Genomic DNA, 14,926 nt, shown 5'->3' on the forward strand with positions numbered 1-14,926 from the left:
CCGCGGCGCTCGCGTTGTGTCTGAGTGGCTAGCCGACCTGGGCCGGGTCCCAAGCGCTGGAACGCGCCGAGTCGATGGTCGCCTGACCGAGCACGCGAGTGCCCTGGTAAACCACCATGGTCTGGCCAGGTGCAACACCGCGCATGCCCTCGGGAAGGTTCACCACCAGATTCTCGCTTCCGTCGTCGGCACGCTCCATGTGGGCTACGGCTTCCACCGGGTCTCCGTGGGCACGCACCTGGACCATGCACTCAAAGCTGGTTCCGGTACCGATTTCGTCGATGGGCAGACCCGCCCACGACACGCGGATGCCGGTGAGCTGATCCACGGCAAGCAGCGCTTCCGGTCCGACGATGACCTTGTTTTCCTTCGGGCGGATTTCAAGCACGAAGCGAGGCTTCCCATCGGCGGCAGGGCGCCCGAGATGCAGTCCCTTGCGCTGTCCGACGGTGAAGGCCTGGGCGCCGCCGTGCTCTCCGAGCTGGTTGCCCTCGTGGTCCACAATGGCGCCCGGCTTCATCTCGATGCGTTCGGCAAGCCAGCCGCGGGTGTCTCCGTCGGGAATGAAACAAATGTCGTAGCTGTCCGGCTTATTCGCCACGGTCAGGCCACGGGCCGCGGCCTCGGCGCGAACCTCCGCCTTGGAGGGGGTTTCTGCTAACGGGAACATGCAGTGGTCAAGCTGCTCGTGGGTGAGCACGCCCAGAACATATGACTGGTCCTTGGCCCAGTCGGCGGCGCGGTGCAGCTCGGGGTTGCCTGCCTCATCGCGGATGACCTTGGCATAATGTCCGGTGCAGACCGCGTCGAAGCCCAGTGCCAATGCCTTCTCCAGCAGGGCGGCAAACTTGATCTTTTCGTTGCAGCGCATGCAGGGGTTCGGGGTGCGTCCGGCCTCGTACTCGGAGACGAAGTCGTCAACCACGTCTTCTGCGAAGCGGTCGGAGAAATCCCAGACATAGAAGGGGATGCCCAGCTTGTCGCAGGCGCGCCAGGCGTCGTTGGAGTCTTCCACGGTGCAGCAGCCACGCGAACCTGTGCGCAGGGTGCCGCGCATGCGCGAGAGTGCAAGGTGGACTCCCACCACGTCGTGGCCGGCTTCTACGGCGCGGGCTGCGGCCACTGCCGAGTCGACGCCGCCGGACATTGCTGCGAGTACCTTCATCGTGAAAAACCTGTTCCTGCCGTGTGAATGCTGCTTTCGTCGGCTGCCATGCCAGCCTTCCTTGCCCGCTCATAAGCCTGCGGCAAGGCCTCCAATAATGCGTCAACGTCTTCTTGAGTGGTTCTATGCCCCATTGTGAAGCGTTGCACACTGCGAGCTGTGCGGGGGTCGCGGCCCATGGCCAGCAAAACATGCGAGGGCTGCGGCACCCCGGCGGTGCAGGCAGAGCCTGTGGAGGAGGCGATGCCCTGCATGTCCAGCATGAACAGCAGCGAGTCCCCCTCGCATTCGGGGAACGTGTAGTGCAGGTTGCCAGGCAGCCGCTGCCCTTGATTCTGGGCATCGCGCGGACCGTTGAGCACCGCGTCGGGGATCAGCTGTGCAATGCGCTGCACCGCATACTCACGCAGCGCGCACAGTCGTGCGTTTTCGGCTGCCAAATGGGCGTGGACGTCGGTGGCGGCCGCCGCAAAGCCTGCAGCCGCGGCGGCGTTCATGGTGCCCGAACGCATCTTCCGTTCGTGTCCTCCGCCGTGCTGCACCGGGGTCAGGGTAATGTCGCGGCGAACAAGCAGGGCGCCGATGCCTACGGGTCCGCCGATTTTATGTGCGCTGATCGCCATCGTGGCAAGTTTCGATTCGGCAAAGTCCACCTCGACTGCGCCAAATGCCTGCACCGCGTCGCTGTGCGCGGGGATCCCGTAAGCGGCAAGCATCTGGGCGAACTGTGCCACGGGCTGGACGGTTCCAACCTCGTTGTTCGCCCACATGATGGTGCCCAGTGCAATGGATTCGTGGTGTTCTTCTAAAAGCTCCGCGAGCACCTGAAGATCAAGCACACCGTCCTGGTCCACCGGCATCCACAGCAGCGTGGCCCCTTCATGTTCTTCAAGCCACGTGGCGGTATCCAACACCGCATGATGCTCGATCCCGGAAAGCAAGATGGTGCGGGCCTTTGAATTGGCCTGTACCCGCGACCAATACAAACCCTTGAGCGCCAAATTGTCGGATTCCGTGCCCCCGGAGGTGAAAATCAGCTCGCTGGGATGCGCCCCGGCAGCCGTTGCGATTGCGGTGCGCGCGTCATCCACCACGCGGTTGGCACGCCTCCCCGCCGTGTGCAGCGAGGAGGGATTACCGGTGAGTGCGAATTGTTCGGTGATCGCGCTGAGCGCCGCCGGGTTCAGGTCGGTGGTTGCCGCGTGATCCAGGTATACGGCGGAAGTATTCATATACCTTCAATGGTACGAGTTTTATCCGCCTAGTTTGAATGGCCGATCCGTGTGAATTCGCCGACCTCGATGGCCTCTAGGTTTGGGTCGCGCAGAATCGCATCGATCAGCTCGGCAGATCCGCCAACGATCGTGCAATCGTCATAGGGTTCGGTAGACAGCATCCAGGACCGGTCTGCCGCGAATGCCAACGACGGACGCTGGCGCTGCTCCCCCTCGGAGGTACGAGCCCACAACGGATTGGCCAGGAATTCGGCATCCACCTCGAATAAATGGAAATTGCGGTACCCACCGCCGAGCTCCAAGGCCCCCTGGGACAAATCCTCTTCGCTAAATGCTGGCTTCTGCGCCTCGGCGAGCGCCGCTGCATAGGCCGCGGCGTTTTGCTCTTCACTCAAGGATGGGTCGGGCTCCAATTCGATCTGGATTCGCTCCCCGCCTTCGATGAAGGCATAGCCTGCCCAAAGGCCAGCGATGAAGTTTTGCCGGCCCGATGCATGAATCAGGATCTTGGCAAGTTGGGCCCAGAGATTGCTGGGAAGTTCATCCAACGGAAGATCGGTGTCGACCCATGCGTCATCGGAGACGGGGTTTCCCTGGGCGTCGAGTCCTGCGACAGTTTCGAAAAGGTCTGCCGCGGTCAGGATGTGGTGGCGGCTGGCCGCCACCGTGGCCCAGGTGACCTGCTGGTCGTTTTCGTCCAGAGCTGGGTGCAAGATGCGGACGTAGCGTTCATAGCCGACGGGCACCTGAGAGGTGACAGTCAGTGGATCTGCGGTGGCGCAGGCATCGATGATCCATTGACCGGTTTCGGCGGAGACATGGGAAAACTGCATGACTCAAGACTACCGAGCGTTCACCTGACCATCACTAGTTTTGCGGTGGGCAGTGATATGAATGATGCAGTAGATAAATTCAAAGAATTTGATGACAAGGGAGCCGCCAGCAATGTTTCTGCCAGATCTAAAGGTCCCCGTTCATCACTTTGCGTGCAAGAGCATCGATTTCTCGCAGCGGATTGCCGTCATGGCAGTGATTAACCGCACCCCGGATTCCTTTTATGACGCAGGATCGACTTTCGGACTCGACCAGGCAGTGGAAGCAGCGATGAACGCCGTGGATGCAGGCGCAGACTGGCTCGATATCGGCGGAGTCCCTTTTTCCCCGGGTCCAGAGCTGCCCTGGCAGGAGGAAGCTGAGCGTATAGTTCCGGTCATTCGGGAGGTGCGACGCCGCAGCGACGTCATTATCTCCGCCGATACCTTCCAGCCTCGGGTCGCACAGGCTGCCATCGATGCAGGGGCAGACGTCATCAACGACACCACGGGCCTTGCCTATCCGCAGTTGGCAGAGGTAGTTGCCAAAAATAATGTTCATATCGTGTTGACCCATTCACTGGCCAAGCCTCGCACCATCTACCCACGTCCCCACTATGATGACGTGGTGGCAGAGGTACGCGAGTATCTTCAGCAGCGCGTCGAACTTGCCAAACAGTTCGGGATCGACGAATCGAAAATCATCATCGATCCGGGACACGACCTGAATAAGAACACCCGGCACACTTTGGACATCACCGCAAACTTTCAAGGCATCGCAGATCTTGGCTATCCAACTCTGGCCGCAGTGTCCAACAAAGATTTCATTGGTGAAACCCTGGACCTCCCGAAATCCGAGCGCGTCATTGGTTCCATGGTCGCTGCCACCATGTGCGCCATGGGCGGAGCACGCATCATCCGCATGCACAATATCGTTGAATCAGTGCAAACAGTACGCCTGATCGAAGCCGCACAAGGCTGGCGGCAGCCGGTCAAACAGATCCACAATATGGGTGATGTGAATCCACCAGCCCATCCCGAACGAGAAGCCAACCGGCAAGCCTGAGGATAGATTCCATGCGCGCACTTTTGCCAGATGTCCTTGAAAACGTCGACGACGACTACCTGCTCTCGCGGTATGGGAGCCGACAACTACCCTTCATCAGGTTCAATTTCGTTTCGAGTGTGGATGGTTCCGCTCAGCTTGGCGGCCTGTCCGGCGCTCTGGGGTCCGCGGCGGACCATCGGGTGTTCATGCTGCTGCGCAGACTTGCCCAAGTGGTGCTCGTCGGTTCTGGTACGGTTCATGCAGAAGGCTACGAAGGCCCGCTTGTATCAGACGAAGATCGAGCCTGGCGGTTGGCTCATAACCTGTCCCCCGACCCGGTGCTAGCGATCGTATCGCGCAGCCTCTCGCTGAGCCCACAGACCCCTGCCCTCAACGAATCCCCAGCCCCGGTGCTGCTTTTTTGCGCTGAACCGGTCAGCGAGCAAGTGCGGGCAAGCTATCCAAGTAATGTTGAAATCATTCAGATCGGTCGTCGAGGTGACGGCGTGGACCCTTCCCAGATCGTAGCCCAACTCGTTTCACGGGGGCTGCAGTTTATTCATGCCGAAGGTGGTCCTCGGCTCTTCGGTCAGTTCGCCGCCGCCGGAGTACTTGATTCCCTCTGCCTGAGCTACTCTCCCGTGCTCGCCGCCGGTCAAGGGGCTCGCATCTGCTCATCGCCTGAGGAAACGGAAATACAACTGCATCTTCACACCCTGCTAGAGGAGGACTCCATGTTGCTCTCCGAGTACCGGGTGGGGCAATAGCAACACCGAAGTGATTCCATACAACTGTCAGCTAACTTTCAGAATCGAAAAGCTTGGGCCACAGTTCTTTGGCTAGGATAGACAGTGTCAGCCCTGCATCCACGCTCGCCGGAAGGAACTTGCCACAGCATGAGTTCGCCAAGCCCCTACGAGATTCTTGGCGTTTCCCCTGCGGCAAGTATGGAAGAGATCAAAGTTGCCTACCGCAAGGCGGCCAGGGCGACACACCCGGACCTAGGCGGCAGTGAAGACGCTTTTAAAGATGTCCAGCGCGCCTATCAAATGCTCAGTGACATGCAGGCTCCCGATGCATTCGAGCGGACATTCCAGTCTCCTGGTCAGGCTCCTCGTGCCGGGTACCGGGCGCGACCCTATGATGAGCGTTTACGTACAACGCCTCAACAGCCCAAGGCCCAGCTGCCCACCGAGTATGTGCCGCCGCTGGATGACTTGAACTTCACCTTGTTGAATGCGGCCAGGTCCGAGCAACGTATCCACGGCGAACCGCGGAAACGAGGGTTGTTCGCGGCACGCTCAAGGCTGGCCCGCGAGGCCACCACAATAAACCTGCTGTCCAAGAACCTGCTCACGGTGCTTCCTGCCGCGCGGCTAGTGACGGGGCTGCATTCGCCCAATGGTGGTCATTTTGACCACGTGGTGATGGCTGGCTATCGCATGGCCGTGATCAATACCATGACGCTTCCGGAAGGTTACTATTCCTTTGACGGAGCGGTGCTGCGCAATGGCAACAAGATGACGCAACCTCCGGTAATTCAGATTTCCGGTATGCAGCGGGCCTTCATGCAAATGAACGTCGCCGCCTACACACTGGTTCTTGCAGCTAATGGAAATCACCATGAGCCGGTCATCGAATATCGCCGCAATGCGGAGCCGTCGTCTTCTTCCTCGCAGAATGTAGTCAATGCCGCAACGCTGGTGCGCGAGCTCAAGCTGTTCTTGGGTTCGGGCCCATCCCCCAACGTCGTTGATCGTGAAGTCTTGGCAAAGTTACTTGGCGGAATGTACTGATCTGGTCGTTCGATCATCCAAACACCCATTAAGCTGGATAGGTGTTTCGAATCGTTTTCAATGCTCCAGAAATTCCGGGTAACTCCGGAAACGCCATCCGCCTCTCCGCCATCACCGGCGCAGAGCTGCATCTAGTTAAGCCACTGGGTTTTAATTTTGAAGATTCAAACTTGAAACGTGCCGGCTTGGACTACCACGATCTGGCAAATGTCACGGTGCATGAAAATCTCGATGCCGCATTCGAAGCTTTGGGCGCAGGTCGCGTCTTCGCGTTCACTTCCGAGGGCGACAAGCTATACAGCGACATCAGCTATGAACCAAGCGATATCTTCCTTTTCGGCAAAGAGTCCGTGGGGCTCAGCGCCGAAGATAAGAAGCATTCACGGATCACCGATCTGGTACGACTGCCGATGCTGCCCGGCCGGCGTTCATTGAATCTGGCGAACACCGCTTCAATCGTGGCCTACGAGGCTTGGCGGCAGCACGGATTTGCCGGGGCCTAAAGTACCAGCTCAATCAAGCCACGTATACAGCTTTACCTAATCTTTATAAAGTAGGCTCTTTACTGTGCCTGTAAAAACCGCAGGTATTGAACTATGCCCACGACAACTCGGGAGTAACCAAGACAATGAACGGTAGCGAATCCCAGCACCGCGAAGAGCCTCAGGACGAAAATCTTGGATTGGACCTTGTAAGCCAAGTCGCAAGTACTTCACGGGCGGACACTGGTTCAAAGCCAAAGCGCTGGATTTTCGGCATCGTTGGCGCCGTCATCGTGGTCGTGCTTGCGATTGTTGGGTTCTCATTGCTCAATGGCGGGACCAAGGCATCCGAAGCCGCCAAGGCCAGCGATGCAGTCAGCCAGACCATCCAGCTCCAGCATGGCGGCGAAGCAGTTTTGAGCTCTTCCAAGTCAAAGGACGCTATTGGGGTAAAAATAACCAGCCTGCCCCCGCTGGATGACTCGCAGCAGTACGTTGTCTGGGCGGTTCACGAAGAAACCGGCGCATCGGTGATGGCTTCCAGCAGTGGTGAAGACATCGATGCAGGGCTGTCCCCCGCCAATGACGTCCTTGCCATCCACATCACGATCGAGGACACCCCGATTCCGGATGTGCCTTCGGAAGACACCGAAGCCTCTGTTGATCTTCCACTGGACGCTAACGCTTCGCCAAAGACTGAAGAAACCACCAGCGACAACGGCTAATATCCGATTCACCGCAAAGAGCAGGACCTCAAGTTTGAACTTGAGGTCCTGCTCTTTTTTCGTACCGATTCCAGTGGCCTTAGAACCCGGCGATGGTGTCATCCGCGTTGACGGCTACCAGGTGAAATGCCTCGGCCAGCGCGCCCTCGGGCAGCTGCCCTCGCTGCGCATTGTGCTGGCATTGCTGCAGGACGAACTTCTCCATTGCTGCAACATCCGGGTGCTGCGTGAAATGTGCGCGTAACGCATCCATCTTCTGAGTAAAGAAGTTCGTGATGTCGATGAAGCCGTTCTCGCGTTCCTTCGGTGCGCCGTAGAGCCACAGCCATGGAACCTTATATGCTTCGAGTCCTTCATCCTGCAACAGTTGAGGATAGGCAAAGGGATTCTCAACCGCCGGGTAGATGGCCCTCGTTACGGCCTCGCCGCAGGCAAGGTGATCTGGGTGCGAACGCTGAATCCGATCCCAGTTGCGCTCGGGGTGCATGGCCAAAACAATCGTTGGCCGAACCTGACGGATCAGCCGCACAACTTTGGCCATCACCTCGTGGCTGGCTTCGAGGTAGCCGTCCCGTTCACCCAAGAAGTGCACCTGGCTGACACCCACGCGTGAGGCGGCAACTCGCTGTTCCTCATGTCGAAGTCTGGCAGTTTCCAGCGGGTCGCGATCGTCGAATCCACCGGCATCCCCGTCGGTCATAATGCAATATTGAACCTCGACACCTGCGGCACTTAATGCGGCGATGGTTCCGGCGGCCCCGAAGTCGAGATCGTCGGGATGCGCAGCAAAAGCAAGGACGCGTTCGGTCGATGCTGCAATGAATTGCTGTGCGTCGATCATGCTTGACGGCGTCGAATCTCGGCGGCTGCCTGCGGCAGCACCTTGGAGAGGTCCCCTACAATGCCCAGGTCTGCGATTTCAAAGACCGGCGCGTCCATATCCTTGTTCACGGCAATGATGAACTTGCTGGTCTGCATACCGGCCTTTTGCTGGATGGCACCGGAAATGCCTGCCGAAATGTACAGCTGGGGTGACACTGTCACGCCGGTCTGTCCAATCTGCGCATCGTGGGAAATCCAACCGGCGTCGGTAGCTGCGCGTGAAGCACCGATGGCTGCACCCAGCGCGTCGGCGAGATCTTCAACGGGCCCGAAATCACCGTCAACACCGCGGCCGCCGGCCACAACGATGCGTGCTTCATTGAGCGCGGGGCGGTCCGATACAACCTTCTGGTCTACGGCAACGATGCTGACAGATGGGCCAGAAGACTGGGCAAGCTCCAGATCCTTAACTGAGACCCCGTCTTGTGCGCCGTGTGGTGCGTCTTCGACGCTGTTCGGCTTGACGGTGGCGATGAGTACACCGGTCGTCGACTTGACGCTGGCGCTGTAGCTTCCGGCCAGTTCATCCTTGGTAGCGATGAGATCCGCAGAAATATCCACGACGTCGGTGACGATGGCGGTATTTCGGCGGACCGCGATCCGAGCGCCAATCTCGCGACTGAAGCTGTCATTTTCGAGTAAGACTAGGTCGGCATCGGTGTGTTGCAGCGCGGCATCAAGCACCGCAAGTTCGTGGCCGCCAAAATCGGTGTTCGGGTTTTGGGCCTGAAGCGCGGTGGCGATGCCGTACTGTCCAAGCACCTCGCGCGCTTCATCTGCAATGAGCGACGCTGCGGCCACGGTCGGGTTTTCGAATCGGGCTGCAAGGGTAAGCAGCTCGCGCTGGGCCTTGCTTGGCGCGGTGGACAGGTTGGAGAAAAATACTAGTGCAGAAGACATGTTCGTTATGGTTCCTTAGATCAGCTTCTGTTCGGCGAGGAAGTCGACCAGCGCAATGCCGGCGTCGCCGCTGTCGGTGATGATGGTGCCGGCTTCGCGCGACGGCCGCTGATCGGCGGCAAGCACACTGGTGGTCGATCCCTCTGCCCCGACTTCGCTTGCTTCGAGGCCTAGTGCTGCCAGATCAACTTCCTCGATGCTCTTTTTCTTCGCAGCCATGATGCCCTTGAAATTTGGGTAACGAGGGTCGTTGGCCTGGTCGGTCACCGAAAGTACCGCTGGCAGTGCCGCTTTCAAGCTCAGACGCTGGTCTCCGTGCTCGCGATGAATCGTTACTTCGCGCTGCGAAGCATCAAACTCGACTGACTGCGCGTGGGTGAGCTGCGCAAAACCAAGTCGCTCGGCAAGCTGTGCAGCAATCACCGACGTTTCGGCGTCGGTAGATGCCATACCGGTAATTACCAGGTCAACGTCTGGTACGTATGAAACCAGAGCAGCAAGCGCCTTAGAGGTAGCTACGGTGTCGGAACCGGCGATCGCCTCATCGTTCAGGTGCAGACCGGAAGAGGCGCCCATCTGCAGGGCCTTCTTCACGGAGTTAGCAGAGCTGCTTGGACCAACGGTAGCGGCAATGACCTGGTGCCCTGCAGCGAATCCACCGTTCTCCTCAACAATGGCCAATGCAGCTTCCACCGCATACTCGTCGAGTTCCGAAAGAACTGACTCGGAACGGTCAAGCCGTAGCGAGTCCTGAGAGATATGTCGGTCAAACTGAACATCTGGAACATGCTTGACCAGCACCACTAGGGTCAGTGGCGTGTTGTTCGCGTCGCTCATGCGCGCCTTCCTCATAATTGGCAACACCGGGCAGCCAAGGTTGACCCGGAAAATTCTTCACTTTCTATCGTATCTACCTGTGGCAGGGTTACCTGACTTTATCGCTCATAGAACAACACGTGACGCGGATGGTTGTTCACCACTCCGCGCCACGTGTCGTAGCGTGACTATATGACGACTCTTGGAGTCATATTTACTTGGCGGTTAATTCGCCAACCGTAGCAGTGGTCTTTTGTTCCTGACCGTTACGTACATAGGTGATTTCTGCTTTACCGCCGGCTGGTACTTCACGAATTGCGGCCGTCACCGTCTGCGAATCGCGAACTGCACGTCCATTGACCGAGGTAATGACGTCACCCGACTTCAGGCCTGCCTTATCCGCTGCCGAACCGTTGCTCACGTCAACCACCGTTGCTCCAACAGAGAATGAACTGGTTGGGCTGCCTGCAGAATTCTGCGAACCAGCGGTTGCCTGAACCGTTGCGCCCAGCAGACCGTGGGTTGCCTTGCCATTTTGAATCAAGTCATTGGCGATGCGCTTGGCATAGTCGATCGGAATGGCGAAGCCAACACCGATGGAGCCGCCGTCTTCGCTGTTACCTGCCGATGCGATGGCAACATTAACGCCGATGATCTGACCCTGCGAATTGACCAGTGCGCCACCGGAGTTGCCGTGGTTAATTGCTGCGTCAGTCTGGATGACATTGACGTAAATTGAACCGCTAGAGCTCTGCTGCTGTTGCTGTTCTTGACCAGGGAACTGGAAGTTGAACTGGCTGCCATTGTCCCCGTTTCCGTCGGTCGACGTACTGTCCGGCACTGCCGATGAAGCAATCGAGATGGTCCGGTTCATCGTCGAGATGATGCCGTCGGTGACGGTACCACTTAGACCCAGCGGAGCGCCAATGGCTACCGCAGTATCGCCTACGTTCATGTCCGAGGAATTACCCAGGGTTGCAGGAACCAGATTCGGCGCATCGATCTTGATGATTGCCAGATCCGACATCGGGTCGGTTCCCACGACCTTTGCATTATAGACCTTGCCGTCATTGGTCTGGACGGAGATCTGCGGGTCGGCAACCTGTCCGCCCAGTGTCACCACGTGGGTGTTGGTCAGGATGTGACCATCCTTGTCAAAGATAATGCCCGAGCCCGAACCGCTTGAACTGCCACCCGACACCTCGATGGTGACTACGCTAGGGCTCGCCTTGGCTGCCGCTGCGGTGACTTCGGTGACCTTATCAGGATTGTTGATGACAACGCCCTGTTGTGGAGCCGAAGTCGAGGACACTGCACCGGCGTTGTTGCCGGAGATGAAATAGGTGGTACCAGCAGCCGCCAAACCGCCGACGAGTGCCGCAGCGACCATACCGGAGACCAGTGTGGCACTGGTGAACTTCTTTGCCCCGGAAGTTTTGCGCTCTGGTGGAACAGGATAGTTCACGTATGAAGCGTCCGGTGCACTGTAGGCCGCTGGATATTCCGGACCGTTGTGGGCACCCGAATTGTGATTGCCGTACTGAGCCCCGTGTCCGGCGCTGTGCTGCGCAGCATACTGTGGCTGCTCGGTCTGCGCTGGTGGAACATTCGCCGGCTGCTGTGCTGCAGTCGGCTGATTTTCATTATGTGCCGGTACGTCATTGCGTGGCATGCTGACCGTTGGTTCAGTTGGGTTCACGGGCAAGGCAGAAGTCGGCTGGTTATCGTCGACCGGCTGCGCATCGCTGCGTGGCATGCTGACCGTCGGGTCGACTGGATTTACCGGCTGTGAAGAGTCACCCAAGTTGTTGTCGCGTGGCTCATTCGGATTCTGGCTCATGGTTCGCCTCTTTCGAATTCTAGGATCTCTTGGGTTCTATTATTCAGTTCGGTTCTGTGGCATGAAACTGCACTAACTTTGCGCTCGCTGTGAGTTAACTATTCTCGCAGCTAAATGTCGTAGACGTGGCTCACTGGGGCAAATAGAATCAAAACGAAGTGAAAAATCACGTTCTACTAGGGACAGAACCCGTTCTGTTTCAGGTTCAATTCGACTTAGCAGTTCAGGTGGGAAGCATGGGAATCAAGGTTCGTCGATTGTTGGCGGGAGCCGTTTTGGCTTCGGTCGCAGGTCTAGGACTAGGTGTCCCCGCTATGGCGGAATCCCCAGTGACAATTCCTCCTGGAGACTTTATCGTCGACGACGCGAATGTTCTAGGTTCAGATATTGATGACCTAGAAAAGCAAATCACGCAGCTGCGAAACGATACAGGAATCAGCTTCTTCGCTGTCTATGTCGACGAGTTCACGGACCCGAATGACCCGCGTGAATGGGCCAAAGAGGTTTACACCAAAAAGAACATGGGCACCTCGGATGTTCTACTCGTCGTCGCTACCGAACAGCGTCAGGCTTATTTGGGCAGTTCAGAAAACAGCCCTATTAATGACTATCGGCAGGATATTTTCTCCAAGAAAGTTCTACCTGCGCTCAGCGATGATGATTGGGCCGGAGCAGCCGAGGGCGCAATCGACGGTATCGAAAGCGCTGCAAACAACGACCCCATTACTTCTGGTTCTTCATCCGGAATCAGTTTCTTTTGGGTGATGATCATCGTGGCCGGCGTCGGCGTCCTGGGCTTTCTGATTCTCAACCGTCGAAGCAAAAATAGGAATGCGCGCCTTCCTCAGGGACAGGCTCAAGGACCTATCGGTTATGGACAGCCGCAGACACAACTAGTTCCACTAGAACAGTTGCGCCGTCAGGCAGACCAGCTCCTGGTCGCAGCGGATGACTCGATTAGATCCTCAGAGCAGGAGTTGGGATTCGCAGAGGCTCAGTACGGCAAGTCGGCAATTGAGGTTTTTGCCAAGGATTTGTCCAATGCTAAAGAACAGCTGACCAAGTCGTTCCATCTGCAGCAGCAACTTGACGACGATATCCCAGACACTGAGCAAGATCAGCGCAACTGGCTGGGCGAGATTATTAGCCGTTGTGGTCAGGTAAATGAGATTCTGCAGAAACACGCAGATGCCTTTAAGTCGTTGAGGCAGTTGGAGCAAAACGCAGAAACGCGCATAACCGAGTTGACCGCCGAGCAGGAGCCCTTGAATCAAAAACTTTCCGCTCAGGTTTCAGTTCTTGAACAGCTCACCGCTAAATACGATCAAACGGCCGTCTCACAGATAATGGACAACGTCGAACAGGCTTCCGAGCGTCTGTCATTTTCGGCGTCAGCGCTGAAACAGGCTACTGACGAGTTGACGAAGGACCGTTCCGCTGCGGCTGCACTAATTCAGAACGCTGAGGAATCTCAAGATCAGGCAGGCGTCTTGATGGAGGCCATCACCAAGTCTGCCGAGGCGCTCAGACATGCAGATACCGATTTGGAATCCGCCGTTGCCCTCGCAGCACGAGACGTGGCACAAGCTAAGGCACTGGTTGACAATGGTTCACAGCCGGACCTGGCGGGTGCAGTTTCAACCGTTATGAGCACCTTGAACAGTATCAAACAATCTATTCAGGGCGGCAAGCACAATCCTCTGGCGCTCATTGCCCAGCTGGACGAGGCGTCAATGCCTTTGTCCTCGGCGCTGGCCACCCTTCGCAATCAGGCCGAGCAGCAAGAAGCTGCTCGGGCTCAGCTACAGAGCCTGCTGCGCACTGCTGAGTCACGTGTCGAGGGTACCGAGGACTACATCCGCGCACGACGCGGTGGAGTCCGTTCCTCAGCTCGTACCAGATTGTCCGAAGCACAGCGTTGTCTTGACGATGCACACTCAATGGAGCAGCGCGATCCGGCTACTGCAGTAGCTGCCGCACAGCGCGCCATCCAATTGGCAGATCAGGCTGCAAGCATGGCGGAACAGGACGTCAACGGTTTCGGTGGCGGTGACGGCTTCGGCTCTGACGGAGGCTTTGGTGGACGAGGTCGCGGCAGGGGCGGCATGTTCGACGGCATTGGCGGTGCAGTTCTCGGCGGCATTCTGATAGATTCCATTCTCAATGGCGGACATCGCGGAGGCCACGGTGGCGACGATTCGATGTTTGGAGGCGGCGGATTCGGCGGCTTCGGCGGTGGAGACGGTGGATTCGGTGGCGGCGACGGTGGAGGCTTCGGCGGCGCCGGCGGAAGCTTCTAAGGACTCACGCACTGAAAAGTTTTTTAGATGTAGTACCCATGATCGTTACATTCGATAGACAGGAAATCTGACCATGGTAAAGCAGTCAATCTTCGGGCGAATCACTCAACTCGCCAAGGCAAACATTAATGCGCTCCTCGATTCAGCAGAGGATCCACAGAAGATGATGGACCAGATGGTCCGCGACTACAACGACAACATCGCTGAAGCCGAGCAGGCAATCGCACAAACCATCGGCAACCTGCGAATGATCGAAGACGACTACAAAGAAGACGAACAGGCAGCTTCTGATTGGGGTAACAAGGCGCTGGCAGCGTCGAATAAGGCAGACGAGTTCCGGACTGCTGGTAATGCTACCGATGCTGCCAAGTTCGACAATCTTGCCAAGGTTGCGATTCAACGACAGATGCAAGCAGAGTCTGAAATGAAGACCGCTGAGCCGACAATCACCTCGCAGCGCGAGATCGTTGAGAAACTGAAAACCGGCCTGAACCAAATGAAGGAAAAGCGCACTGAATTGACGAGCAAGCGCGATGAGCTCATCGCTCGTTCCAAGGCCGCTCACGCTCAGAATCAAGTCAATGAAGCTGTCAAGGCAGTCAATATCATGGATCCTTCCAGCGAAATCGGACGCTTTGAGGAAAAGGTTCGTCGCGAAGAAGCTCGTGTTCGAGGCGCAGCGGAACTGGCCTCCTCAAGCCTTGACGCACAGTTCGAGTCCCTTGAGGACCTGGGAGAACAAACCGAGGTTGAAGCGCGGCTGGCGGCCTTGAAGGCAAAGCAGACCGGACAGCTCGAAGGTTAGTCTCCTTTCATCACGCATGCGACGATGGCTCCGAATCCTTAGTGATTCGGAGCCATCGTCGTATGGGCAAAAAGAAAGGACGGAAGCGATTGCTTCCGTCCTTGCCACTTTCGTGGCGGG

15 protein-coding genes are annotated in these 14,926 nt (G+C 57.5%); 8 read left to right on the forward strand and 7 right to left on the reverse strand.

Annotation, left to right across the window (positions count from 1 at the left end):
* Positions 1-28: 28 nt before the first annotated feature.
* The 3 genes from mnmA to RUH64_RS11825 are packed head-to-tail and all read right to left on the reverse strand — an operon-like array spanning position 29 to position 3,233.
* Positions 29-1,165: a tRNA 2-thiouridine(34) synthase MnmA gene (gene mnmA / locus RUH64_RS11815; protein WP_313813576.1), complete on the reverse strand. Its 1,137-nt coding sequence runs from the start codon at positions 1,163-1,165 to the stop codon at positions 29-31.
* The gene (locus RUH64_RS11820) at positions 1,162-2,397 is read right to left on the reverse strand and encodes a cysteine desulfurase family protein (protein WP_313813577.1); all 1,236 of its coding nucleotides are present in this window, start codon (positions 2,395-2,397) and stop codon (positions 1,162-1,164) included. The genes mnmA and RUH64_RS11820 overlap by 4 nt, the downstream gene beginning before the upstream one ends.
* A 29-nt stretch (positions 2,398-2,426) precedes the next feature.
* Positions 2,427-3,233 carry a hypothetical protein gene (locus RUH64_RS11825; RefSeq protein WP_313813579.1) on the reverse strand — a complete coding sequence of 269 codons (807 nt, stop codon included), beginning with the start codon at positions 3,231-3,233 and terminating at the stop codon, positions 2,427-2,429.
* On the opposite strand from RUH64_RS11825, the gene RUH64_RS11830 reads away from it, so the two are divergent.
* The 6 genes from RUH64_RS11830 (at position 3,219) to RUH64_RS11855 (ending at position 7,263) form a co-directional block, all read left to right on the forward strand.
* A complete protein-coding gene (locus tag RUH64_RS11830) occupies positions 3,219-3,437 on the forward strand; it encodes a hypothetical protein (RefSeq protein WP_313813595.1) in 219 nt (72 codons plus the stop codon). The genes RUH64_RS11825 and RUH64_RS11830 overlap by 15 nt on opposite strands.
* Complete coding sequence (folP, locus tag RUH64_RS11835; protein ID WP_313813580.1) at positions 3,346-4,278, forward strand: dihydropteroate synthase; 933 nt, start codon at positions 3,346-3,348, stop codon at positions 4,276-4,278. The genes RUH64_RS11830 and folP overlap by 92 nt, the downstream gene beginning before the upstream one ends.
* A gap of 11 nt (positions 4,279-4,289) precedes the next feature.
* Complete coding sequence (locus RUH64_RS11840; RefSeq protein WP_313813581.1) at positions 4,290-5,027, forward strand: dihydrofolate reductase family protein; 738 nt, start codon at positions 4,290-4,292, stop codon at positions 5,025-5,027.
* 129 nt (positions 5,028-5,156) lie between these two features.
* On the forward strand, positions 5,157-6,056 hold the full coding sequence (locus RUH64_RS11845) for a J domain-containing protein (RefSeq protein ID WP_313813582.1): 900 nt from the start codon (positions 5,157-5,159) through the stop codon (positions 6,054-6,056).
* Between the two features lie 41 nt (positions 6,057-6,097).
* Positions 6,098-6,559 (forward strand): tRNA (cytidine(34)-2'-O)-methyltransferase, encoded by a 462-nt coding sequence (locus RUH64_RS11850; RefSeq protein ID WP_313813584.1) that lies wholly within the window; start codon positions 6,098-6,100, stop codon positions 6,557-6,559.
* A gap of 125 nt (positions 6,560-6,684) precedes the next feature.
* Positions 6,685-7,263, forward strand: a complete 579-nt coding sequence (locus RUH64_RS11855; protein ID WP_313813585.1) for an anti-sigma factor domain-containing protein — start codon at positions 6,685-6,687, stop codon at positions 7,261-7,263.
* A gap of 79 nt (positions 7,264-7,342) precedes the next feature.
* Here the strand turns inward: RUH64_RS11855 and RUH64_RS11860 are convergent, their stop codons facing one another.
* From RUH64_RS11860 to RUH64_RS11875, 4 genes are all read right to left on the reverse strand, one after another.
* Complete coding sequence (locus RUH64_RS11860) at positions 7,343-8,104, reverse strand: PIG-L deacetylase family protein (RefSeq protein ID WP_313813586.1); 762 nt, start codon at positions 8,102-8,104, stop codon at positions 7,343-7,345.
* On the reverse strand, positions 8,101-9,045 hold the full coding sequence (locus RUH64_RS11865) for an electron transfer flavoprotein subunit alpha/FixB family protein (RefSeq protein WP_313813588.1): 945 nt from the start codon (positions 9,043-9,045) through the stop codon (positions 8,101-8,103). Before RUH64_RS11865 ends, RUH64_RS11860 begins: the two co-directional genes overlap by 4 nt.
* A 15-nt stretch (positions 9,046-9,060) precedes the next feature.
* On the reverse strand, positions 9,061-9,882 hold the full coding sequence (locus RUH64_RS11870; RefSeq protein ID WP_313813589.1) for an electron transfer flavoprotein subunit beta/FixA family protein: 822 nt from the start codon (positions 9,880-9,882) through the stop codon (positions 9,061-9,063).
* A 193-nt stretch (positions 9,883-10,075) separates the two neighbouring features.
* Positions 10,076-11,701 (reverse strand): trypsin-like peptidase domain-containing protein, encoded by a 1,626-nt coding sequence (locus RUH64_RS11875; RefSeq protein ID WP_313813590.1) that lies wholly within the window; start codon positions 11,699-11,701, stop codon positions 10,076-10,078.
* Positions 11,702-11,937: 236 nt separating this feature from the next.
* Between RUH64_RS11875 and RUH64_RS11880 the strand changes: the two genes are divergently transcribed.
* Together RUH64_RS11880 and RUH64_RS11885 are read left to right on the forward strand one after the other, a co-directional pair.
* Complete coding sequence (locus RUH64_RS11880) at positions 11,938-14,001, forward strand: TPM domain-containing protein (RefSeq protein WP_313813591.1); 2,064 nt, start codon at positions 11,938-11,940, stop codon at positions 13,999-14,001.
* A gap of 73 nt (positions 14,002-14,074) precedes the next feature.
* On the forward strand, positions 14,075-14,806 hold the full coding sequence (locus RUH64_RS11885) for a PspA/IM30 family protein (protein WP_313813592.1): 732 nt from the start codon (positions 14,075-14,077) through the stop codon (positions 14,804-14,806).
* Positions 14,807-14,926: the final 120 nt, after the last annotated feature.

It is taken from the genome of Glutamicibacter sp., from assembly GCF_032154645.1.
Lineage (GTDB): Bacteria > Actinomycetota > Actinomycetes > Actinomycetales > Micrococcaceae > Glutamicibacter.